Here is a 21,765-nt window from a genome sequence, read left to right as displayed (position 1 = left end):
GTGAACCTGCATGAAACCAACTGAACAGGCAGTTTTCGCGGATATGAAAACTGCCGTCCGCGCAGCTTCAATCAATGAGAATGACTTTCCCTTGATGCCTGCTTTGTCTGCAGAGAGATGTGCACTTGCAGTCATCGTTGGCGTTGAAGGCCCTTCTTACCGTCGTTGCGGTGCCGCAATGATTATTGATGCATCGGGCAGGAGCTGGGGCAACCTCTCTTCGGGCTGTATTGATAAAAATGTGGTATTGAATGCTAAGTCATCCATGGAAACCGGCAAGACTATGCAAGTGCGTTATGGACGCGGCTCGCCCTATTGGGATTTGCCTCTTCCGTGCGGCGGTGCACTTGATGTTCAGATTTTCCCTTATCCTGATAAGGTGCTGCTGAGTACGCTCGCAGAAAAGTTAAGAGCGCGAGAGCCTGCAATTCTGAGTTTGGCTGAGGATGGAATGCTGTCTCTCAACCCAACGGGAATGGGGCTGCATTTAACCATTTTGCCACAGATCCGGGTTCTGGTTTTTGGTACCGGAATGGAAGTCATTTGCTTTACTGAATTGGCAGTAGCAGCCGGTTGCAAGGTGGAACTGTTTTCGCCAGACCCAGACGTGTTGACTCGCTTTTCATGGGCTAATCCACTGGTTAAACCCTCTTGGCCTGAAGACGTTTTCGCCGATGAACGAACGGCGATTGTGACCTTTTTCCATGACCATAATCGCGAGCCGCCTATTCTGACAGAAGCCTTGAAGAGCCACGCTTTCTTCGTCGGTGCGCAAGGCAGCAGAAGAGCGCACACGTCACGCTGTCAAGAACTGGTCAGGAATGGTTGCCATGTCGCGGAAGTCGATAGGCTGAAATTTCCACTCGGACTTATTCCCTCGACGCGCGATCCATATACTCTTGGAGTGTCGGTGCTGGCGCATATTCTGCAGAGCGTGAAAGATTCTGCGGCTTCACAAATTTCTGTCGAAGACATTCGATGAGTGGGGCTTCTAAAATTGCTGTCATCGTTTTGGCGGCCGGCCAGTCGCGCCGTTTTGGATCTGCGGATAAACTGCTTTCATTTTATAATGGAAAACCATTGGCCGCTCACGTGGCAGCATCTCTGCGGGGGCTGCCCTATGGTTTTGGTGTCGTTGTTGTGCGCAATCCGTCTGTGGCCAAACTGTTTCAACAAACGCGCCTGCAGTGTCTGTATCTCACGAAGGCTTCGTCACAAAGCGATACGTTGAAAGCAGGTTTAGCCTATGTTGAAAGACATGGCGCCAGTCATATTCTTTTATTGCTGGGCGATATGCCAAATGTATCACGAAAATATCTAAAAGACTTGATTTCCAGGGTGGGTTATCAACCGCGGATTTCTTTCAACGGCTCTTTCATTTCGCCGCCTGTCTTTATCCCGCGTGCACTTTTCGGAAAGTTGAAAGCTTTGCATGGGGATGCCGGTGCAGGAAAAATACTTCGCGCTCACCATAGCTGTAAACCTATCCCATTAAGTATAAGCGCATCGTTGGATATTGACGTACCGAATGATAAAAGGAATATATAAAAATCAAGCAATTTCAGTGTTTATAATTTAATTAGACGCCGTTACCAGAACTCCAGCTTAATATTATGTGATGATATCGGGGCGTGACCGAACCTCGTTGTTCGTTTTACCATCGGTATCGTTATCCCACTGAAATTATCGCGGGATATTCGTCACACATAAGACGGTTTACGAATGGGCTGAGAAATTCGGGCGAGCCTATGCCAATACCATCCGTCGTCGTACGCCACGGCTTGGTGACAAATGGCATCTCGACGAATCTGTGATATCCATCAAAAGTGAGCATCACATTCTTTGGCGATCCCATTTACGATCTGCATTACGCCCCAAGAAATACTTTCAGTTCCTCCGATCACCTTGAATTACGGCAAGCCGCCACAAACATGTGGTACGAAATTGCGCGCTCGAAATCTGCATGACAGGGGAGCCAAAGAATGCCTTATGTCTGTACTCTGTTTAACGTAATAGTGCACTGTTGAGTGTATCTTTTACTGTTGTGGCTTCTTCTTGCATGAGAGTCATGAACTTGGCAATCAACCGTGCATTCTTGCTTTTAAGTGGATGCCATAAGTGCATCGTATATGGGATTTCAACGCTGAAGCGCCGTAGCGCAACGCCCATTTCAAGATAGTCGCATGCTGTCAGAGGATTGACGATGGATACGCCCAGTCCGGCCATGACCATAGAACAAACACTGGCCGCAGTTGTGGTCTCAACAGAGTAGCGGCACATAATGTCGTTCTGCACAAAGATTTCATCGACTTTGCGACGGTACGGATCATCCTGCGAAAATGAAACGTAAGGAACGCAGTCAAAATCTTGCGGGGTTAATACGTTTTTCTGTGTCAGGGGATGATTGATTGGTAAAACACATACCAGCGATCCGACGTCAATTTTCTCGTGGCAAAAGCCTTGGTACTCGAACTGTCCTTCTGTGATGCCAAGGTCGAAAACAGTTGTCATCATTTCGTTTTGTAGCGAGATCTCTTCGTGGGAATGAAGAGACAAGTGAATGCTGGTCTTCGAGTTTTGTAACCTCTTTGCAACCCTTGGAATGATCGATTCCGCATAAGCAGGAATGGTTGCGATACGAAAATTTGCTGCATTATGCGTGCGTATAGCTGCGGCTGCACGACCGATTTCGTCCATTCCAATGAACGCCCGCCGCACCACATCATGCAGAAGAAATGCCTGATCTGTTGGTGTTAAGCGCTTGCCAAACCGAGTGAAAAGATCAAAGCCGATCCGCTCTTCCATTTCACGGAGTTCGCGACTGATGGTGGGTTGCGACGTGTTCAAGTGAGCAGCCGCAACAGTCATATTCTTATTGACCATAATGGCATTGAAAACTTCAATTTGCCTCTGGTTCAGTTTTCTCATCAGCTGCATCCTCTTCATATATCAGTTTTGAATAAAAAAGAGTTTTTAAGCATTTCACAAGCATAAAAAACTTTGGAACACTGTCCTCAAAACACCCCCGACAAGAATTGGGGAAAAATGGGTGACACAATGAAAACGTCTTCGTCGGTTAATCAACGGCAGCCTGATAGCACATGGTTTTCTTACAAAAACGGAGAGCTTCATGCCGAACAGGTTCGTCTTAGCGAAATTGCGCAGGATATTCCGACACCATTTTATTGCTATTCGACGGATGCCATAAAATGGGCTTATCAAACGCTGGCGGAAGAGCTGAACAAGATTGATGTTTCGATCTGTTTTGCAGTTAAGGCAAATAGCAATATTGCTGTTTTGCGTTTGCTGGCTGAGTTGGGCTGCGGCATGGATATTGTGTCCGGTGGAGAGCTGGAGCGCGTGCTCGCAGCGGGTATCCCGGCCAAAAGTGTCATTTTTTCAGGCATCGGTAAAACGCGTCAGGAAATCAAGCGAGCGCTTAAGGTTGGCGTTCATCAGATTAACGTTGAGTCTGCAGCTGAATTGGACGAGATTGTTGATATCGCACGCTTTCTTAAAGTGCGTGCACCTGTCGCATTGCGGGTCAACCCGGACGTCGATGCAAAAACCCATGCCAAGATTACCACTGCAACGAAGAAGAGCAAATTTGGCATTCCAATTGCCGAAGTGCCGGGCGTTTATGCAGCGGCTTCAAAATGTGAGGAATTGGAACTGAAGGGCCTAGCAGTACATGTCGGGTCCCAGATGCAGGACCTATCGCCATTCAGACATACATTCTCAACGATGTCGGATTTGGTTCGCAATTTACGCTCACAAGGTCTTGAGGTTCCGCATCTTGATCTTGGTGGCGGCATTGGAATTTCGGTCGGCGAAAAGCCCGGTCCTGATGTCAAAGAATATGCCGCTATCATTGCTGAAACGGTTGGCAACCTTGGCTGTAAACTGACTGTAGAGCCCGGGCGTTGGCTTGTTGGTAGGGCAGGGCTTCTTGTAACCGAAGTTCTTTATCTGAAAAATGTCGACAGCGATGCTGTTGCTATCATCGACGGTGGCATGAACGATCTCATTCGTCCCGCACTCTATGACGCGACCCATCCGGTTATCCCGATTAATGAACCAGAACAGAATACGAAGTCACAACATAGGATTGTTGGTCCCATTTGCGAAAGTTCAGATGACTTTGGTTACTATGATGGGCTTGGCAAACTGGCCGCCGGTGATCTGGTTGCCTTTGACTGTGCTGGTGCATACGGCGCAACTATGTCCTCCACCTACAATTCCAGAGATCTCATAGCGGAAGTCCTCGTTGAGGATGATCGTTACCGGCTCATTCGCAACCGGCTGGATATTCGGGAGCAGTTAAAGATTGAAGACAAAGGCGAATGGAAATCTGCCGTTGGCTTTTAGTCGAGCGCGGCGGAAAGCCTCGCCACTTTGAAGTTTGATGAGAAAAAATAAAAGAAAAAAGGGGAATGTAATGTTACGAAAAATCAAGACCATTCTGTCGGCAAGTGTCGTCAGTTTCGCTCTTCTCGCACCTGCAATGGCATCCGACCATATGCTGCGTGTATCATATCCTGAAGACCCCAAGACGGCGGATGTTCAAAAAACGACGGACGCCTATACTTTGCCACTCAACGTATTTGATCGGCTGATCGAGGCAGAGACAACCGCGCCCGGTAAGTCAGAACTCGTTCCCAGCCTTGCAGAAAGCTGGACGGTCTCTGATGATGGTAAAGTCTACACTTTCAAGCTGCGTCAGGGCGTGCTTTTCCATAATGGCGAAGAATTAAAGGCCGACGATGTCGTCTATACTTTTGACCGTATGCTGGATCCTGCCACCAAGGCATTAAGCACTGATATTCTGGACTTTGTTGATGGTGCGACCGAGCGATTGAATGGCAGCGCCGACAAAGTGCGTGGCATTGAAGCCCTCGATGATTATACCGTCCGCATAACGTTAAAAGAGCCATATGCGGCGTTCACGGCGCTCATGGCCAGTCCGCAAGCATCGATCTACAATCGCAAATTTACCGAGCCACTTGGTGATCAGTTTGGCCTTTCACCGGAAACCACCAATGGCACAGGCCCATTTGTGTTGCGCGAGTATAATCTCAATGACAATCAAATGCTTGAGGCGAATGAATCTTACTTCAAAGGTAGGCCAAAGCTTGATCGTGTTCTGGTCCGCGTTGTTGCAGATTCAGAGACCCTGCGTCTTTTGTTCGAAGCTGACGAACTGGACGTGTTCGACCTCGATTACGCAATGAGCCAGACGCCATATTTTTACGGTAGTGATAAATGGAAAGAGCACATTAAGAGCGGTCCGCGCGTTGGTATGTATTATTATCATATCAATCAAGCCAATAAACCATTTGATGATCCCAAGGTGCGTAAGGCTTTCCAGATGGGGATCAACCGTCAGGAAATTCTTGATAAGAATTTCTATGGCAAGGGTAAACTCGAAAACGGTGTCATGCCACGTGGCTTGATCTGCTATACAGATGCGACACCTATCGAATATAATCCGGAAAAGGCTAAGCAGCTTCTCGCTGAAGCTGGTTATCCGGATGGCGTCGATATTAATCTCGCGCAGGTGAGCAGCTGGTCGTCCAAATGGTCTGATATGAACCAGATCATTCAGGCACAACTCAAGAAATCTGGTTTTAATACGCAGATTAAAACGATGGATGAATCTGCTTATTTCGATTTGCGAAAAGCAGGAAAGATCGACAATTACACGCAAACCTGGTCGGCAGACTTCAACGATCCCGATAATTTCTTTTACACGTTTTTCAGCAAAAGTGGGACGGGCGTTCGTGGTTTCAACAATAACGACCCTAAAGTCTTTGACGATGTCGAGAAAGCGCGCGTTATCACCGATCCGGCAGAACGGTGTGCAGTTTATCAGAAGCTGACTGAGCAAATTGTTCAGGACGATGCTGCTTGGGTTCCATTGTTTAGTCTCGACCATAACTACGTGGTCCAGCCAAGGGTCAAGAACTTTACGATCCCTTGGAATGGCTGGAGCGACATGAGCTATTATAAGACCGAAGTCGAATAAGGCTCTTAGAGCACGTTGTAGCGGAAAAGCTGACTACAACGTGCTGTGGTCGTTCATCACATGCCGTTTTGAAAGGTAGTTGGCCCGCGAAAGATCGCGGACCAGCAACTGCCTTTGGTCAATTACGCCGCAAATGCTGTTGGCGCATTGTAAAGGAACTCCTTGCGATGCTGAATTTCGTTATAAAGCGCATCGCGATTTCGATCCCTGTGTTGATCGGAATTACCGCGTTGTTGTTTATCATGCTGAATGTCATACCCGGTGATCCTGTCGCCCTTCTGATGAAGGAACATGCAAGCCCGGACGTGATCGCACGCGTGCGTGCGCAGATGCATCTCGATGATCCACTGATAACGCGCTATTTTCGTTTCCTTTTCGCCGCAGTGCAGGGCGATCTTGGTACGTCGATTAAGCTCAATCGCAGTGTCACGACGCTTATCATGAATGCTTTCCCAAACACATTGCTGCTTGCTGCATGTGCTGCGGTGGTGTCGTGGATGATAGGGATTCCTGCAGGAATAATTTCTGCTGTGCGCCGCGATACAATGGTTGATCATTTTTTCATGGGCTTCTCGTTGCTCGGTGTTTCAATGCCAATTTTCTGGTCGGCTTTGCTGATGCAATATGTTTTTGCGGTTCAGCTCAAATGGCTGCCGGTGTCAGGTTTCTACGGCTATCAATATGTCATCATGCCGGCACTTGTTTTGGGGTGGAGTTCGGCAGGCGTTATTGCGCGCTTAACCCGCTCAAGTTTGCTTGAAGTAATGCGCCACGATTACATTCGCACAGCGCGTGCGAAAGGCCTGCATGAGACCTTTGTTATAACCCGGCATGCGTTGAAAAACTCGCTCATACCAGTTGTAACCATCATGGCTATTCAGGTGGCGAGCCTCTTGTCTGGTGCAGTTATTACTGAAGCAATTTTCGGCATTCCCGGAGTTGGGCGCATTTCAGTCAATGCAATTCAAGCGCGTGACATGCCGCTGCTGCAAGGGTCGGTATTATTTGCAACTGTCCTCGTCATTCTGGGCAATTTGCTCGCGGATATACTTTACTCCCTTCTCGACCCTCGCATCCGTAATCAAATGAAGGGTGGCTCGAAATGACGCAAATGGCACACGTTGTTCAGAATATTGATGAGCAGATTCACGATGCGCAAAGCGACAGCTTTCTCAGTGATACGATCCGCAGTTTCAAAAAAAATAAGAAAGCAATGATAGGCCTTTTCGTCATTGCGGCCCTTGTTTTTATAGCAATTTTTATCCCATGGCTCAGCCCGCATGATCCTTATCGTGTAGAGTTGGACGAACAATTGTTACCACCATCTTTAACCTACTGGCTGGGTACAGATAATTTCGGCCGCGATTTGTTGACGCGAATTCTTTACGGCGCACGCATTTCGTTGCTGGTTGGTATTATTCCAAGCATGATCGCGTTGATCCTTGGCACGATCATGGGGGTAATCAGTGGCTTCTTTGGTGGGCGCGTCGATTTCGTCATCATGCGCTTAGCCGATATGATGATTTCCTTTCCATCGCTTCTGCTTGCAATGGTGGTGATGTACACTTTAGGGGCAAACCTTTTTAATATCTTCATCGCTTTGAGCCTGGTTGGTTGGGCAGGCGTTGCCCGCGTCGTGCGTTCACAAACTTTGGCAGTGCGCGAAAAGGAATTTATCGAGGCGGCTCGTGCGAATGGCACATCTAAGTCGGTCATCATGTTCCGGCATATATTCCCCAATGTCGTGCCGACCTTAATCGTGCTTTTTTCACTCAGCATTCCCGAAGCCATTATGTGGGAGTCGAGCCTTAGTTTTCTTGGTGTTGGTGTTCAGCCGCCAGAGGCAAGCTGGGGGCTGCTGGTAGCAAAAGGCAAGGAGTATCTTTTTGCCGCGCCCTTGGTTGCCATCATGCCCGGCGTTGCCATTCTCATAACCGTTCTCGCGTTCAACTTCATCGGTGATGGCCTGCGTGATGCGCTTGACCCTTACATGAAAGATTGAGGCTCAAGTCATGTCGAACAGTGATATTCTTCTCAAAGTGCGGAATCTCTGCACCGACTTTAAAAAGCAAAATGGCTCAGTACGCATTCTTGACCATGTTTCCTTTGATGTCGGCCGGGGAAAAATAGTCGGGCTTGTCGGAGAGTCCGGCTCCGGCAAAAGCATGACCTCGCTTTCCTTGATGGGGTTGGTGCCAACGCCTCCCGGTAAGGTGACAGCAGACAGCATCACGTTGGATGGCTCGGATTTGAGTAAACTTAAGCCGGATGAGATGCGCCGCAAACGCGGCCGCGAAATTGCGATGGTCTTTCAGGAGCCGATGACGGCGTTAAACCCTGTGAAGACAATGCTTCAACAGGTCGGCGAGCCACTCGAAATTCAAGGACAGTTGAGCAAACGTGAAATCCGCAAAAAAGTTTTGCAGATGTTTGAAATGGTTGGAATTCCAGAGCCAGAAGCGCGTTTGAGTGCCTATCCACACGAGCTATCCGGCGGGCTTCGTCAGCGCGCAGCTATCGCCATGGGGCTGATCTGTCAACCAAAATTGTTGATCGCAGATGAACCCACAACAGCGTTGGATGTCACCACGCAGGCACAAATTCTTCGATTGATGCTTGAACTGCGCGACCGGGCATCAACGGCAATTCTGCTGATCACCCATGATCTGGGCATTATTGCTGAGATGTGTGACGAGGTGAATGTGATGTATGCGGGCCAAATTGTCGAGCAGGCAAATGTGTTTGACCTTTTTGACAGACCTTCCCACCCATACACACGTGGTCTTTTGGCTTCGATACCCAAGGCGACGGAACGACCAACAGGCAATCGTCTCAATAGTATCAAAGGTATGGTGCCCAATCTGACTCACTTGCCAAAAGGCTGCCGCTTTAGCCCGCGCTGTGCTGACGCAATGCCAATTTGTCACGTGCAATCCCCCGATATCTTCGACATCGGAAACGGACATAAAGCCCGCTGCTGGCTTCATGAGAGAAAAGGAGTGGCAGCATGAGCGAGGCGTTAATTTCCACCAAAGACGTCAGCAAATACTATCATATCAAGAGCGGATTTTTTACATCGAAGGAAAAGGTTGTCCGCGCGGTCGATGGTATTACGCTTGATATATACGAGCGTGAAACCTTTGCGCTTGTTGGAGAGTCCGGTTGCGGAAAGACGACTCTTGGACGGGTTATTCTGCGGCTTTTGGAAAGAAGCAGTGGCGGTATTCGTTATCGCGGGCAGGACCTGCACGACTTGGACGACGATGCAATGCGATCCTTACGCAAGAAGCTCCAAATCGTCTTTCAAGACCCTTATGCGTCGCTCAATCCCCGTATGCGTATAAAGCATATCCTTGCGGAGCCTTTGCGTGCACACAAGTATGGCTCGTCTGAACAGATCGAAGCAAGATGTCGGGAATTGCTGGAAATGGTTGGCCTTCGCGCCGATCTTCTGAACCATTATCCGCATCAGTTCAGTGGCGGCCAACGCCAGCGCATTGGCATCGCACGCGCACTGGCTAATAACCCTGAATTTATCGTGTGTGACGAAGCCGTGTCGGCACTTGATGTTTCAATTCAAGCACAAGTCCTTAATCTCCTGAGTGATCTACAGGAGAAAATGAAACTCACCTATTTGTTCATTACCCATGATTTGAGCGTCGTGCGGCAATTTGCGGATCGCGTAGGGGTGATGTTTTTAGGCCGTCTTGTGGAAGTTGGTACAACCGAAGAGCTTTTTACAAATCCGCGTCATCCCTACACCATGTTTTTGATTTCAGCTGTTCCGCGTCCAGATCCACATCAGCGAAAACGTGAAAGGCTGATTTTGAAGGGGGACATACCAAGCCCGATGAACTTACCTTCGGGTTGTCGGTTCCATACACGCTGCCCCTATGTACAAGATGTTTGCCGTGTAGAAGACCCCGTTTTGGAAATGCACCAAGCGAGAAGCGTGGCGTGCCACTTTCCGTTGAACGAGAGTCCTATGCTATCCATGTAAGAGTGCCCTCTATAACATGGTGGCACATCGACGATGATGACTTGTGGCTGAAGAGTAGAAAAATGGACCTGTTGATCAAAAAAGTGGATGATAATCTCTGGCATGCACAGTTCGGCGATAAGATTTGGCGCTGTGCCGTTGGTAGAGGTGGTATTCAACAACATAAGGAAGAAGGGGACGGTGTAAGCCCCATTGGACGTTGGCCTCTCCGCCGTTTATTCTACCGAGCTGATCGCATTTCAAAGCCGGAAACAGTCATTGATTGTCGTGAAATGACCGCTCTTGATGGATGGTGTGACGATCCTGCAAGCCCTGCTTATAATAAGCATGTGACTTTGCCTTTTGCAGCACGGCATGAAGTTTTCTGGATGGAAGACGATATTTACGACTGCGTTGTTGTACTTGGGCACAATGACAGCCCAATTGTTCCCGGTGCGGGTAGCGCAATATTTCTACATATCGCAAGGCCAGAATATACACCGACGGCAGGTTGCGCAGCGTTAAGCAAAGAGGATCTATTAGAGTTTCTGAAACTTGCGCAAAAGGATACACATCTGCAATTTCTTGATAGATAACTCAGCTATTCAAATCAGCATTGTTTGATTGTCGATGGTTTGGGCACCGTTACTTTAACGCCGGCGTTATATTACGTGACGATATCGGGGCGTGACAGAACCTCGTTCTTCGCTTTATAACCGCCATCGTTATCACGCTGAGATTTTTGCAGAAGCCGTATGGTTGTATTTCCGCAAGGTTTGAACAATCGTGCAGAGAATTCGCATCAACCGATCCGGCGACGAGAGCGTGGTATAAAGCGCTTTAAATCAGCGAAACATGTGCAAAGCTGTACGTCGATACATGATCCGATCTACAACCTAAATTATTTCCCCCCGAAACCAATTCAACGCCACCGATCACCTTGAGTTACGGCAAGCCGCCACAAACATGTGGCGCGAAATCGCTCGCTTGAAATAAGCATAACAGATGCGTCAAAGAATACGTTACGTCTGCACTCTCATTAAAGTAACAGTGCCGTCGAAGCTTCATCGCCTTATTCGCTTTAAAAGATAGTGTTCAATGGTCTGAAAGGCGTCGAAGATGAGAATTGCTAGAACTGCTACTACTATGCCGCCTTGCAGCACAAAGGCTATATTGTTTGAAATCAGACCTGCGATAATCACTTCGCCAAGCGTCTTTGCAGCAACTGTCGAGCCAATCGTTGCTGTGGCAAGCCCGATGACCGCGGATAGCCTGACGCCTGCAAGAATAACCGGGCTTGCCAGTGGGATTTCGATTTTCACAAGACGTTGGCTGTTTGTCATGCCCATGCCGCGGGCTGCTTCCACAACGGGCGTGGGAAGGGCCGTCAGACCGGTTAGTGTGTTTTCGAATATCGGAAGCATTCCGTAAAGAAACAGTGCGATCAGCGTCGGCTTGTCCCCAAAGCCAAAAACCGGAACTGCGAGTGCCAGCACCGCAACGGGCGGAAATGTTTGCCCGATATTGACCAGGCTTCGCGACAGCGGCAAAAACTCCGCTCCCCATGAGCGGGTGACGGCGATTGCCATTGCAATGGCAATCAAAGCAGATGCAAGCGTTGCAGCAGCAACAAGCCCCAGATGCTGAAGTGTCAGTGTCATCAGGTTCGCACGATCATAAATGACGGGCGTTCCTTCACTCACAAGCGGTCGCAACAGCGGCTCAAACAGATGCGGTTGCAAGAGGAACAGCAGCAACACCAGCAAAAGTAACAAACGAGGCGTGAGTGACAAAGCCAGCTTCATGCGGGGCGCTCGGCCTGATGGAGAAGCTTTTCAAGTGTCACGCGGCCCAATGTCCTGCCATCCTGATCCTGAACTGGTAGAGCAGTTCTGCCCGACCATAAAAGCTCTGCAAGTGCGTCGCGCTGCGATGCGCTGACGACAATGGGCGCGCCCGAAGCTTCACCCGATTGAAGTATAGTTTTGAGGTCCGCCAAGGACAGTAGCCGGAAAGGCCGCTCGCCAGTGCCGACAAGCTTTTCGATGAATTCCGTTGCAGGATGTGCGAGTATTTCCGCAGGAGTGCCATATTGCAGCAGCTTTCCATCATCCATCACTGCGATATGATCTCCAAGCTGAATGGCTTCTTCCATATCATGGGTCACCAGCAGAATAGTCGTCCCGAGCCGTTTTTGAATGGCCTTGAGATCTTCCTGCGCTTTGGCCCTGATTACTGGGTCCAGTGCGCCAAAAGGTTCGTCCATCAGCAGAATATTTGGTCCGGCGGCAAGGGCGCGGGCGACGCCGACACGCTGCGCTTGACCGCCAGATAGCTCGTGCGGATAGCGATCGCGATAGTCTTTGGGTTCAAGCTGAAACAGATCGAGTAATTCATCGATACGGGTATTGATACGGCCTTTCGGCCAGCCAAGCAGTGCGGGAACCGTACCGATATTGCTCGCAACGGATCGATGCGGAAAAAGTCCATGCTGCTGAATGACATAACCGATACGTCTGCGCAATTCATAGCCTGGTTCATCGAGGTTGCTTTTGCCGTCAATGCGGATTTCGCCTGTATCGGGTTCTACAAGCCGGTTGACCATGCGCAGCAACGTTGTCTTCCCGGACCCCGATGTCCCCACGATCACGGCAATGCTGCGTGATTTGATCGTGAAGCTCACATTATCAACCGCCGCACGGCCATTGTAGTGCTTGGTTATTTGGTCGAATTCGATCATGCGGTCTGCCCTCTGGCTATCTGAATAATGGCGTCAAGAATGACGCCCGCGGCAAAAGCCAGCAGAACTGTCGGGAGCACGCCCAGCAGCACCAGATCCATCGCAGTCTGCCCGATGCCCTGAAAAACAAACACGCCAAACCCGCCGCCACCAATAAGGGCGGCAATGGTTGTCAGCCCGATATTCTGCACCATCACGATACGAATGCCTGTGAGGATAACCGGAAAGGCCAGCGGCAGTTCCGTTTTGAACAAACGTTGCAGCCGCGTCATGCCCATGCCGCGTGCGGCGTCTTTTACAGCGTCAGGGACATTGGTGAGGCCGGAAACTGTGTTGGCGACAAGGGGCAAGAGAGAATAAAGGAACAGCGCCACGAAGGCTGGTGCTGCTCCAATGCCGCGAATGCCAAGCTGTGCCGACCACGGAAACTGAACTGCGATCCAGCCCATGGGTGCGATCAACAGGCCAAATAGTGCCATGGAGGGGATCGTCTGGACAATGTTGAGGCTATTGAGAACAAAAGCGCGCGCACGCGGCAGACGATAGCAGATCAGGCCAATAGGTATGCCAATAAGGGTTGCGGCAATGAGCGATCCTATTGCCAGCGCGACATGACGTTGCGCCTCGTTCCAGAAGCTATCTGCGCGGCTTTGATATTCCTTTATGAAAGAAATATTGTCCCAGAGACCGGAACCCAACAACATTGCAAAAAGAAGCGTTGCTATAAGCAGCAATCCTATGCGCAACAACGGGCGCACGTTAAGACGCACGAGACTGTCGGCAACATAAAGGGCGCTAGCGAAAAACAGCAGCCAGAAGCCCGACGCTGGCGACACGCGTGCATAATTGTTGCCATCGGTTGATAGATAAGAAGCGGACATGCCGATCATCACGAGCAGAACTGCAAGCAAAACACTACTCGCTACAAGCCTAAGTGCTGGCCGACGGACAAAAGTTGCAACGATCATACTAAGTATGATCGTTGCAACAAGCAATGCGGAAACCATAATCGGTAAAGCATCGAGCAGATATCGCCCGTCGCCCTGCACAATGCGATTGGCTCGAAAAAGAGCAAAAGGCAACGCTAAGCTGGTCCCGCTCAAAAGAGCGAAGGCCATCCCAAGCCTGTCAAAGACATGCAATCTACCGTAGTAGGCAGACCGATCATCCGTGATGGTGTCTGACAAAATTACGCGGTCCTGTCAGCGTGAAGCCTCATTGAATGAAGCCATTTTTCTTGAGAAAATCCTCCGCGACAGCTTTTGCAGGTTCGCCACCAAGCTGCACGCGACCATTCAAATCCTGAAGCGTGATAAGATCGAGCTTTTCAAAGACCGGCTTTAACAGCTCTTCAATTTTCGGATTTTTTTTCAATACCTCTTCGCGAATGATGGGCGCTGGCTGATAGACCGGCTGCACATGCTTGTCGTCTTCAAGCACGACGAGGCCCGAAGGTGCGATCCCGCCATCGGTGCCGTAAACCATCGCCGCATTGGCACCGCTTGTTTGATTAGCTGCGGCTGCAATCGTTGCTGCCGTGTCGCCCCCCGAAAGCGTAATCAACTGATTTGGCTTGAGAGTAAAAGCATAGGCCGTCTGAAAGGCAGGCAATGCTGCCGCTGAGTTTACAAATTCGGACGATGCCGCGAGCACAACCTTGCCGCCATCAGCAGCATATTTCCCGAAATCGCTAAGGCTTGCGAGTTTTCCTGCGTCCGCTACATCTTTGCGAATGGCAATACCCCATGTGTTGTTGGCAGGCGAAGGAGCAAGCCAGACAATTTTATTGGTATCGTAATCCAGCTTCTTTGCCGTCTCAAAGGCATTGACAGGGTCTTTCCAGAGGGGATCATCCGCCTTGTTGAAGAAGAAAGCAGCATTGCCGGTATATTCCGGATAAATGTCGATTTCGCCTGCCGTGATAGCCTGACGCACAACGGGCGTCGCTCCAAGCTGGATACGATCTGTGGTTTCGATGCCGTTGGCGTTGAGCATCAAGAGAATGATGTTGCCCAGAACGCCGCCTTCAGTATCGATTTTAGACGAAACCACGACCTGTGCTTGAGCCATACCCGCGAACATCGCTGTCGCACTGGCGAAAATGGAGAATGCGAGGGCAGCCTCCTTCAAGGATTTGTGATAAGACATGTCTCTCTTCTCCCACTGCGCTGATTTTCTTCTGCTCAAGTAAGGTATGGCGCGCACGAGAAAAGAAAAGTTGGCATCATAATCTCTCCTGACAACCAACTGGCAGGAGAGGATGTGTCGGGCAGAAGATCAGGAAATAAAATTGCCCTGTTGGGCCGGGCGTTCTGTTTGATTGACCGACCAGCGAGATGCTTAGCGGGGAATGAGGCCGAAGCGATGCGCATCATCAAGGAGATTGCGAACAGAAGAAGGTTGCCATTTGCGCCCTTCATGCACTGTCTTCTCTCCCAATTTATCAAGCTCTGCTGCAATATCACGCAGCGATAGTCTTTGATCTGCGATCGTGATCACAACGTTCGGGCACCGTTACCTTAACGGTTATGTCGAAATTTTTCACTTCTGTTGCGTTATTCCCTGATCCGTTCGAAACATCAGGCGCGGTACAAAGAAATGGCCATCACTTTCAAAGGGGCGCATTTTCCCAAAAGTGTCTTGCTTTATGCGGTGTTTTTTACCACCGCTATCCGGTTTCCTATCGCGACTTTCAGGAGATGATGGTTGAAAGTGGGGTAGATATTGATCATGCAACATTCAACCGGTGGGGTGTTCGATACGCCCCGTAGATTGCGGGTCAGGCACAGAAGCGTAAGCGGCCAACGCTTGGCTCCTGGCGGGTAGACGAGACATCTATAAAGGTCAAAAGCAGATGGACTTATCTCTATCGTGCCGTTGATCGCGCCGGACAACCCCTTGATTTCATGCTGTCTAAACGCAGAAACCTCGGTGCTGCAAGGCGTATCTTTAAGAAAACCATCGCAAGCAATGGCGTCCCAAAGAAGATTGTCATCGACAAAAGTGGAGCCAATCTGGCTGGTGCAGAGGCTGTAAAAACGACCCTGAAAATCACCGGCACGGGCAAGATGATGGAAATCCTGCAGGTTAAATATATCAACAACATCCTTAAGCAGGATCATCGGTTCATTAAACGGATCACCAAACACATGTTAGGCTTCAAAGCATTTCATTCAGCTGCAGCTACCATTGCCCGAATTGAAGTGGCGCATATGATCCGCAAAAACCAATTCGTGAATGGCAATCTCTCGCCATTCACAGTCTTTGCAGAGCTCGCAGCATAATTGCGTCTAGGGATAAGGCTGATCTGCAGCCGCTGAAATTTTTGCGACACAACCGTTAATCTCTATATTTTTTTACACACTGCTTAGAAGAATACTGGTCTCGCTGTTCAGTACACCTTCAATCGTCCGCACTTCACGTAACACGCGATCAAACTCATGAAGACTTTCAGCGCGGATTTCCGCGACCAGATCCCAGGAACCATTCGTTGTATGCAATGTGCGTATCTGCGGTAGTCCCCGCAAAAGCTTGATAACTTTGGTCGTCGAGCGCCCTTGTACCTCGATCAACATAATCGCATGTACCACACCATCATCATAATCCTGCCGAACACGGATCGTGAATCCAAGTGCGGCGCCTGTCTCAAGCAGCCGGTCGAGGCGCGCCTGAACAGTTCCGCGCGAAACCCCAAGGATTGTTGCCAGCTTGGAAAGTGGCGCACGGCCATCCTCCCGAAGAATGGAAATCAGTTTGTGATCCAGTTCGTCAAAAATATGCATGGCACTTTTTATAGTCTGACCGAGCAAATTGCCAGATTTTTTACAATTTGTAAGACATTTTTATAATTTTAACTGACGTTATGCCCACCTAATCTGATGTTGAACTACAAATCGTGGAGAATGTGGTGATGCATCATCTCGCACTCAAAGCGTAAGCCGGGATTGGCTTTCACTGACGCGACGATGGGCACTTTGAATTTTTGTTTACGCATGCTTCGTGCTGCATGCTAACGGTGAGAACAGTCTGAGAATGAGCAGACCATCTGTCCAAAGTCCGAAATCGGTCGTGATGATCCGACCACATCATTTTACGCCAAATGCGCAAACCGCAAAGGATAATGCGTTTCAATCTGTTGATGAGCGTCGCTCCGCGGAAGCATTGGCGAAGGCTGCATTCGATGAAGTGTCACTTATGGCTAAGGGGTTGGCCGAGGCGGGCGTGACGGTGCATCTGTTTGAAGATGAAACGCAGGCATTGCCGGACTCAGTGTTCCCGAATAACTGGTTTTCCACGCATTCGGGCGGGCATGTCGCCATCTATCCGATGTTCTCGGAGAGCCGTCAGAACGAGCGCCGCCCCGATATAATCGAAATGCTCAAGCATGATTATCGCGTTCAGGATGTGATCGATTATTCCGGTCTTGAGCGTGATCACGTCTATCTTGAAGGCACGGGCGCTATGGTGCTTGATCACATCGGACGTGTGGCTTATGCGGCGCGTTCCAACCGCACCAACGAGGTGGCGCTGGAGCGCTTCTGCACGCATTTCAACTTTGAACCGATGGTCTTTGATGCCGTCGATTCGTCAGGGCGTCCGATTTATCATACCAATGTCCTGATGTGCATCGGGACAGATTACGCGCTGCTCGGTACAGAGATGATCACAGATCCGGCACGCCGCCAGGAAATCGTTGTTCGGTTGCAGGAAACCGGACGTACGGTCATCCATCTTACCGCTGAGCAGATTGGAGAATTTGCGGGAAATGCCATTGAGCTTGAGGGCCGGGACGGGCGCGTGCTTGCACTTTCTGCCCGCGCTTATGCCTCTCTATATGAAGAACAGATCGAGATAATCAAGCAAACAGCAAAACCGTTGCCTTTCGATGTGCCAACGATCGAACTGGCAGGCGGATCGGTTCGCTGCATGCTTGCGGGCGTTCATCTTTCGCGCCGCACAACAAATAGCACACAACTGCTTTACGCAACAACAAGAGCCAGCTAGATAGGCTCCAGCTTAAATGAGGGTAACCTTTAATGTCTTCTAACAGACCCGTTTATGAATTTAATTCGATCATCGTTCGTGAGCCATCCCGCTCTGTGGTCAATGGTCTACGTGCACTTGATACCGGCAATCCGACCTATGAAGGCGTCAAAGCCGAACACGACGCTTATATTGCTGCGATGCGCGCTGCTGGCGTTGAAGTGACAATTCTTCCGGCCCTAGAAGAATTTCCAGATTCTATCTTCGTTGAAGATCCGGCACTCGTTTTCACGGAAGGCGCAATTCTGCTGCGTCCGGGCGCAGTAACGCGCGTTGGTGAAACAGCTGTTATTGAACCAGTTCTGCGCAAGATGTTTGACACGGTCGTTGAGCTTCCTGAGCCGGGCTTCGCCGACGGTGGAGACGTTCTGACAACCCAGAAAAGTGTGATGATCGGCCTGTCGGCGCGTACTGACAAAGCGGGTGCCGCAGCGCTTATCGCAAGCCTTGAGAAGATTGGTCGTAAGGGTGAAGTCGTCGCAACACCCGAAGGTGTGCTTCATTTTAAAACCGATTGTTCACTGGTGGATGAAGAAACCGTCCTCTCCACAAGCCGTCTAGCGAAATCGGGGGTATTCTCCGGCTTGCGTCAGTTGATCGTGCCGGAAGGTGAAGAAGCTGCCGCCAATGCGTTGCGCGTCAATGATGTTGTGATGGTCGGCTCTGACTTTCCACGCACAATCGAGCTGCTGGAGAAGAGCGGTTATAATGTGGTTCCGCTCAAGACTACGGAGATCGGCAAGATCGATGCAGGTCTCTCCTGCATGTCGCTTCGCTGGTATCGCAAGTAATTGAAATGGCTCAGGAGCAACCGCTCCTGAGCCATTTGCTGTATATATCTTATGCCAGCCCCAATTCACGACGGGGCCAGAAAATTATAAGGAGAACGGGAACATGTTGCGTTTTAAAGGGAAACTTGCAGGCGCTATCGCGCTTGTTGCACTGGCAAGTGGTGCTGCTCAGGCTGAAAAACTTCGTTTGGGCATGACGCCTGAGCCATATATGCCATTCACGCAGGTGAATGCTGCAGGTGAATGGGAAGGGCTTGAGGCAGACCTCTCGCGCGCCGTGTGCGAGAAACTCGCCGATCATTGTGAATTCAAGTCGATGGCATGGGATGGCCTTATCCCGTCACTCACCGAAAACAAAGTCGATTTCATTATCGGTGCATTTTCCGTGACCGATGAGCGTCGCAAGGTTGTCGATTTCAGTACGCCTTATTACACCGAAGGTACGGTTGTTGCTGGGGCAAAGTCGGATGATGCCAAGATCGGCACCGTCGCAGCAAGCGACGGTTCGGGTGAGGTGGTTGATCAGGCCGCCTTGGCTGACAAGATCGTCGGTGTTCAGACATCGAGCGTTCAATCTGCCTATATGACCAAGTATCTGCCCGACGTCTCAGTCAAGAGCTATGACACGGCTGACAATTCGGTAGCAGATCTTGTTGCAGGTCGCGTTGATTATGTTCTGGCGCCGGATCTGTTTGTGCAAAATTTCCTGAAAACCCCGCAAGGAGAAGATTACGAAGTCAAGCTTGTGACGCCGAAGAGCGTTGTTCTGGGCGAGGGTGTGGCCTATGCCGTGCGTAAGGGTGACACTGCAACGCTTGAAAAAGTCGATGCAGCACTTGCCGAACTCGACAAAGATGGCACGCTCAAGACGCTGGTTGATAAGTGGATTTTCGAAAAGAAGTAATCTTCATCGGTAACGGACGCTGATAGCGGCGTCCGTCTTCTTACAGCATTGCCCTTTTGATCGGATTAATCTGAATGGATTCTTATTGGCAACTGCTCGCATGGGGGAATGAGGGCTGGGGCGACGAGTTCGCCTATGGACTTCTGATGACATTGCAGGTCTCGGCAGTGGCCTTTGCAGTATCATTTGTCTTTGGACTAGCCGGTGCTTCGGGAAAACTCTCCCGCAATCGCTTTACCAAGGCCATCGCAGATATCTACACAACGGTGGTTCGCGCTCTGCCGGAATTGCTCGTAATTCTGTTGCTCTATTTTTCTGTAGCAACGGGTGCTGAGAAGCTGCTCAAAGCGACCGGGCTTGTCGGAAATGATTTCCAGTTCAGTGCATTTTGGGCCGCAATCATTGCGCTGGCTTTTGTCAATGGCGCTTTCATGACGGAAGTCTTGCGTGCCTCCTATCTGGCTATTCCGCGAGGTCAGATCGAAGCAGCGGTTTCCATTGGTATGCGCCGTCGCCAGATATTCACACGTGTGACCTTTCCGCAAATGATGCGTCACGCTGTGCCCGGAATTGGAAACCTCTGGCTCTCAATCACCAAGGAGAGTGCCATTATCTCGGTGCTGGGCTCTTTCCATGAGTTGCTCTATACGGGCTACCGTGCGGCTGCATCCACCAAGCAATATGTCTTCTTCTACGGCCTTACGGCGTTTCTGTTCCTTTGCATTACCCTTGTGTCGGTTCTTGGGATCATACAGCTGGAAAAACGTCTGAGCCGGGGGCACGGATGATGGAATCGATCATAAAAATCTTTGAGTTCCTGCCTCCGCTTATCAAGGCCTTGCCGCTGACACTTTTTTTGACAGCAACTGCAGGTGTTGTTGGTCTTATCTTTGGTACGCTGAGTGCGCTGGCATTGCTTTCAAAAAGGCGTGTTCTGAAATGGCCGGCCTTTGTCTATACCTTCATTTTCCGGGGCACACCGCTTCTGGTACAGCTCTATCTGATCTATTACGGGCTTGGGCAAATCCTGCCAGGCACGTGGGTCAGACACAGCTTCCTTTGGCCTTATATGCGCGACGGTTTGTGGTATGCAGTGTTTGCGCTGAGTCTTAATCAGGGTGCTTATAATGCAGAAGTCATTCGTGGAGCCATCAAATCAATCCCGCGCGGGCAGGTTGAAGCCGCGCTGTCGATTGGCATGAATAGGTTCAAGATTTTACGCCGCATAACCCTGCCACTGGCTTTCCGCCATTGTATGCCGGTTCTGACCAGTGACCTGATCATCCTGCTCAAATCCACCTCGCTCGCTTCAACGATTACAATCATGGAAGTGATGGGAACGGCCCGTGCGCTTCAGCGAAGCTCGCTATCGATCTTTGAACCTCTGATTGCAGCCGGCATTATCTATTTTACTGTTGTGTTCATCTTAACCCGCATCATGAATGTGGTTGAACGGCGCATGAGTGGCTCACGTGCGTCGATGGTCTGATCCTTCCAGGAGCAATTCAAAATGACGTCTATGGCGCTCAAAGTCCAAAACATCCACAAGAGCTTCGCGGGGGTTGAAGTTCTCAAAGGCATCTCTTTTGAGGCTAAGAAAGGCGATGTCGTATCGCTGATCGGCAGCAGTGGTTCCGGCAAAAGTACCCTGTTGCGTTGTATTAATTATCTTGAGACCCCTGATGAGGGGACGATCACCGTTGCGGGTGAACTGATCCGTACGAAGGTTGGAAGTGACGGGAAATCCCACGCTGCCGACCCTCGCCAGCTTGAGCATATCCGCACGCGCCTTGGCATGGTTTTTCAAAGCTTCAACCTCTGGTCCCATCGTACGATCGTTGAAAACATTATCGAGGGGCCGGTTCATGTTTTGGGTATGTCAAAAGCGGAAGCCTTGGCTGAAGCCGAAATCCTCATGGAGAAAGTTGGCATCACACCCAAACGGGACCAGTATCCGAGCCACCTTTCTGGTGGCCAGCAGCAGCGTGCTGCAATTGCGCGCGCGCTTGCCATGAAACCTGAGGTCATGTTGTTTGACGAACCGACTTCAGCGCTCGATCCTGAACTGGTGACGGAAGTGTTGCAAGTCATCAAGAAGCTCGCAGAAGAAGGCCGTACGATGGTGATGGTGACGCATGAAATGGCACTTGCCCGCGATATTTCAAGCGAAGTGCTTTTCCTGCATCAGGGCCTTGTTGAAGAACGCGGTTCGCCAGATACTGTAATGCGCAATCCGCAGTCACCACGGTTGCGCCAGTTCCTGCGTATGAGTTGAGTAAGCTA

General features: G+C 50.1%; 20 protein-coding genes and 5 pseudogenes. 18 read left to right on the top strand and 7 right to left on the bottom strand.

Features of this window, described 5'->3' with window-relative positions; translation table 11 throughout:
• The first annotated feature begins 10 nt into the window (after nucleotides 1-10).
• The 3 genes and pseudogenes from RI570_RS19055 to RI570_RS19045 form a co-directional block, all read left to right on the top strand.
• Nucleotides 11-982 (top strand): XdhC family protein, encoded by a 972-nt coding sequence (locus RI570_RS19055; RefSeq protein ID WP_313830315.1) that lies wholly within the window; start codon nucleotides 11-13, stop codon nucleotides 980-982.
• Nucleotides 979-1,548 carry a nucleotidyltransferase family protein gene (locus RI570_RS19050; protein WP_313830313.1) on the top strand — a complete coding sequence of 190 codons (570 nt, stop codon included), beginning with the start codon at nucleotides 979-981 and terminating at the stop codon, nucleotides 1,546-1,548. The genes RI570_RS19055 and RI570_RS19050 overlap by 4 nt, the downstream gene beginning before the upstream one ends.
• 83 nt (nucleotides 1,549-1,631) lie before the next feature.
• A pseudogene (locus RI570_RS19045) lies at nucleotides 1,632-1,852 on the top strand (IS6 family transposase); the annotation flags it as partial.
• A gap of 152 nt (nucleotides 1,853-2,004) precedes the next feature.
• On the opposite strand, the gene RI570_RS19040 reads toward RI570_RS19045, so the two are convergent.
• On the bottom strand, nucleotides 2,005-2,928 hold the full coding sequence (locus RI570_RS19040) for a LysR family transcriptional regulator (protein ID WP_313830312.1): 924 nt from the start codon (nucleotides 2,926-2,928) through the stop codon (nucleotides 2,005-2,007).
• A 129-nt stretch (nucleotides 2,929-3,057) separates the two neighbouring features.
• On the opposite strand from RI570_RS19040, the gene lysA reads away from it, so the two are divergent.
• From lysA to RI570_RS19000, 8 genes and pseudogenes are all read left to right on the top strand, one after another.
• Complete coding sequence (gene lysA / locus RI570_RS19035; RefSeq protein WP_313830311.1) at nucleotides 3,058-4,368, top strand: diaminopimelate decarboxylase; 1,311 nt, start codon at nucleotides 3,058-3,060, stop codon at nucleotides 4,366-4,368.
• 70 nt (nucleotides 4,369-4,438) lie between these two features.
• Entirely contained in the window at nucleotides 4,439-6,025 is a 1,587-nt protein-coding gene (locus RI570_RS19030; RefSeq protein ID WP_313830310.1) for an ABC transporter substrate-binding protein, read from the top strand.
• A 167-nt stretch (nucleotides 6,026-6,192) separates the two neighbouring features.
• Entirely contained in the window at nucleotides 6,193-7,131 is a 939-nt protein-coding gene (locus RI570_RS19025) for an ABC transporter permease (RefSeq protein WP_313830309.1), read from the top strand.
• A complete protein-coding gene (locus RI570_RS19020; protein WP_313830307.1) occupies nucleotides 7,128-8,027 on the top strand; it encodes an ABC transporter permease in 900 nt (299 codons plus the stop codon). Before RI570_RS19025 ends, RI570_RS19020 begins: the two co-directional genes overlap by 4 nt.
• Before the next feature lie 10 nt (nucleotides 8,028-8,037).
• Nucleotides 8,038-9,036: an ABC transporter ATP-binding protein gene (locus RI570_RS19015; protein WP_313830305.1), complete on the top strand. Its 999-nt coding sequence runs from the start codon at nucleotides 8,038-8,040 to the stop codon at nucleotides 9,034-9,036.
• A complete protein-coding gene (locus RI570_RS19010; protein ID WP_313830304.1) occupies nucleotides 9,033-10,025 on the top strand; it encodes an ABC transporter ATP-binding protein in 993 nt (330 codons plus the stop codon). The genes RI570_RS19015 and RI570_RS19010 overlap by 4 nt, the downstream gene beginning before the upstream one ends.
• Nucleotides 10,026-10,087: 62 nt before the next feature.
• Nucleotides 10,088-10,600, top strand: a complete 513-nt coding sequence (locus RI570_RS19005) for a L,D-transpeptidase family protein (RefSeq protein WP_313830303.1) — start codon at nucleotides 10,088-10,090, stop codon at nucleotides 10,598-10,600.
• 174 nt (nucleotides 10,601-10,774) lie between these two features.
• Nucleotides 10,775-11,000: pseudogene (locus tag RI570_RS19000) on the top strand (IS6 family transposase); the annotation flags it as partial.
• A 68-nt stretch (nucleotides 11,001-11,068) separates the two neighbouring features.
• On the opposite strand, the gene RI570_RS18995 reads toward RI570_RS19000, so the two are convergent.
• The 5 genes and pseudogenes from RI570_RS18995 to RI570_RS18975 form a co-directional block, all read right to left on the bottom strand.
• The gene (locus RI570_RS18995; RefSeq protein ID WP_313830301.1) at nucleotides 11,069-11,809 is read right to left on the bottom strand and encodes an ABC transporter permease; all 741 of its coding nucleotides are present in this window, start codon (nucleotides 11,807-11,809) and stop codon (nucleotides 11,069-11,071) included.
• The gene (locus tag RI570_RS18990) at nucleotides 11,806-12,744 is read right to left on the bottom strand and encodes an ABC transporter ATP-binding protein (protein ID WP_313830300.1); all 939 of its coding nucleotides are present in this window, start codon (nucleotides 12,742-12,744) and stop codon (nucleotides 11,806-11,808) included. Before RI570_RS18990 ends, RI570_RS18995 begins: the two co-directional genes overlap by 4 nt.
• Nucleotides 12,741-13,682, bottom strand: a pseudogene (locus RI570_RS18985) (ABC transporter permease); the annotation flags it as partial. The pseudogene RI570_RS18985 and the gene RI570_RS18990, both read right to left, overlap by 4 nt.
• A 277-nt stretch (nucleotides 13,683-13,959) precedes the next feature.
• Entirely contained in the window at nucleotides 13,960-14,826 is an 867-nt protein-coding gene (locus RI570_RS18980; protein ID WP_409558716.1) for an ABC transporter substrate-binding protein, read from the bottom strand.
• A gap of 258 nt (nucleotides 14,827-15,084) precedes the next feature.
• Nucleotides 15,085-15,240, bottom strand: a pseudogene (locus tag RI570_RS18975) (recombinase family protein); the annotation flags it as partial.
• Nucleotides 15,241-15,342: 102 nt separating this feature from the next.
• Between RI570_RS18975 and RI570_RS18970 the strand changes: the two are divergent.
• A pseudogene (locus RI570_RS18970) lies at nucleotides 15,343-16,028 on the top strand (IS6 family transposase).
• Nucleotides 16,029-16,100: 72 nt separating this feature from the next.
• Here RI570_RS18970 and RI570_RS18965 read toward each other — a convergent pair.
• The gene (locus RI570_RS18965; protein WP_313830298.1) at nucleotides 16,101-16,526 is read right to left on the bottom strand and encodes an Lrp/AsnC family transcriptional regulator; all 426 of its coding nucleotides are present in this window, start codon (nucleotides 16,524-16,526) and stop codon (nucleotides 16,101-16,103) included.
• A gap of 250 nt (nucleotides 16,527-16,776) precedes the next feature.
• On the opposite strand from RI570_RS18965, the gene ctlX reads away from it, so the two are divergent.
• From ctlX to RI570_RS18935, 6 genes are all read left to right on the top strand, one after another.
• Entirely contained in the window at nucleotides 16,777-17,748 is a 972-nt protein-coding gene (gene ctlX / locus RI570_RS18960) for a citrulline utilization hydrolase CtlX (RefSeq protein ID WP_313830297.1), read from the top strand.
• A 32-nt stretch (nucleotides 17,749-17,780) separates the two neighbouring features.
• Entirely contained in the window at nucleotides 17,781-18,578 is a 798-nt protein-coding gene (locus RI570_RS18955; protein WP_313830296.1) for a dimethylarginine dimethylaminohydrolase family protein, read from the top strand.
• Nucleotides 18,579-18,681: 103 nt separating this feature from the next.
• Nucleotides 18,682-19,482, top strand: a complete 801-nt coding sequence (locus RI570_RS18950; RefSeq protein ID WP_313830295.1) for a transporter substrate-binding domain-containing protein — start codon at nucleotides 18,682-18,684, stop codon at nucleotides 19,480-19,482.
• 74 nt (nucleotides 19,483-19,556) lie between these two features.
• Nucleotides 19,557-20,270 (top strand): ABC transporter permease subunit, encoded by a 714-nt coding sequence (locus tag RI570_RS18945; RefSeq protein WP_313830294.1) that lies wholly within the window; start codon nucleotides 19,557-19,559, stop codon nucleotides 20,268-20,270.
• Complete coding sequence (locus RI570_RS18940; protein WP_313830292.1) at nucleotides 20,267-20,971, top strand: ABC transporter permease subunit; 705 nt, start codon at nucleotides 20,267-20,269, stop codon at nucleotides 20,969-20,971. The genes RI570_RS18945 and RI570_RS18940 overlap by 4 nt, the downstream gene beginning before the upstream one ends.
• Nucleotides 20,972-20,992: 21 nt before the next feature.
• The gene (locus RI570_RS18935; RefSeq protein WP_313830291.1) at nucleotides 20,993-21,757 is read left to right on the top strand and encodes an ABC transporter ATP-binding protein; all 765 of its coding nucleotides are present in this window, start codon (nucleotides 20,993-20,995) and stop codon (nucleotides 21,755-21,757) included.
• Nucleotides 21,758-21,765: the final 8 nt, after the last annotated feature.

It is taken from the genome of Brucella pseudogrignonensis (assembly GCF_032190615.1).
GTDB lineage: Bacteria > Pseudomonadota > Alphaproteobacteria > Rhizobiales > Rhizobiaceae > Brucella > Brucella pseudogrignonensis_B.
The sequence above is the reverse complement of the archived record's forward strand: the minus strand, read 5'-3'. Positions and strand labels throughout refer to the sequence as shown.

Bases quoted from the DNA above. Each gene is read 5' to 3' on its own strand.
- RI570_RS19055 (WP_313830315.1), top strand. From the start codon at position 11: ATGAAACCAACTGAACAGGCAGTTTTCGCGGATATGAAAACTGCCGTC.
- RI570_RS19050 (WP_313830313.1), top strand. From the start codon at position 979: ATGAGTGGGGCTTCTAAAATTGCTGTCATCGTTTTGGCGGCCGGCCAG.
- RI570_RS19040 (WP_313830312.1), bottom strand. From the start codon at position 2,928: ATGAGAAAACTGAACCAGAGGCAAATTGAAGTTTTCAATGCCATTATG.
- lysA (WP_313830311.1), top strand. From the start codon at position 3,058: ATGAAAACGTCTTCGTCGGTTAATCAACGGCAGCCTGATAGCACATGG.
- RI570_RS19030 (WP_313830310.1), top strand. From the start codon at position 4,439: ATGTTACGAAAAATCAAGACCATTCTGTCGGCAAGTGTCGTCAGTTTC.
- RI570_RS19025 (WP_313830309.1), top strand. From the start codon at position 6,193: ATGCTGAATTTCGTTATAAAGCGCATCGCGATTTCGATCCCTGTGTTG.
- RI570_RS19020 (WP_313830307.1), top strand. From the start codon at position 7,128: ATGACGCAAATGGCACACGTTGTTCAGAATATTGATGAGCAGATTCAC.
- RI570_RS19015 (WP_313830305.1), top strand. From the start codon at position 8,038: ATGTCGAACAGTGATATTCTTCTCAAAGTGCGGAATCTCTGCACCGAC.
- RI570_RS19010 (WP_313830304.1), top strand. From the start codon at position 9,033: ATGAGCGAGGCGTTAATTTCCACCAAAGACGTCAGCAAATACTATCAT.
- RI570_RS19005 (WP_313830303.1), top strand. From the start codon at position 10,088: ATGGACCTGTTGATCAAAAAAGTGGATGATAATCTCTGGCATGCACAG.
- RI570_RS18995 (WP_313830301.1), bottom strand. From the start codon at position 11,809: ATGAAGCTGGCTTTGTCACTCACGCCTCGTTTGTTACTTTTGCTGGTG.
- RI570_RS18990 (WP_313830300.1), bottom strand. From the start codon at position 12,744: ATGATCGAATTCGACCAAATAACCAAGCACTACAATGGCCGTGCGGCG.
- RI570_RS18980 (WP_409558716.1), bottom strand. From the start codon at position 14,826: ATGTTCGCGGGTATGGCTCAAGCACAGGTCGTGGTTTCGTCTAAAATC.
- RI570_RS18965 (WP_313830298.1), bottom strand. From the start codon at position 16,526: ATGCATATTTTTGACGAACTGGATCACAAACTGATTTCCATTCTTCGG.
- ctlX (WP_313830297.1), top strand. From the start codon at position 16,777: ATGAGCAGACCATCTGTCCAAAGTCCGAAATCGGTCGTGATGATCCGA.
- RI570_RS18955 (WP_313830296.1), top strand. From the start codon at position 17,781: ATGTCTTCTAACAGACCCGTTTATGAATTTAATTCGATCATCGTTCGT.
- RI570_RS18950 (WP_313830295.1), top strand. From the start codon at position 18,682: ATGTTGCGTTTTAAAGGGAAACTTGCAGGCGCTATCGCGCTTGTTGCA.
- RI570_RS18945 (WP_313830294.1), top strand. From the start codon at position 19,557: ATGGATTCTTATTGGCAACTGCTCGCATGGGGGAATGAGGGCTGGGGC.
- RI570_RS18940 (WP_313830292.1), top strand. From the start codon at position 20,267: ATGATGGAATCGATCATAAAAATCTTTGAGTTCCTGCCTCCGCTTATC.
- RI570_RS18935 (WP_313830291.1), top strand. From the start codon at position 20,993: ATGACGTCTATGGCGCTCAAAGTCCAAAACATCCACAAGAGCTTCGCG.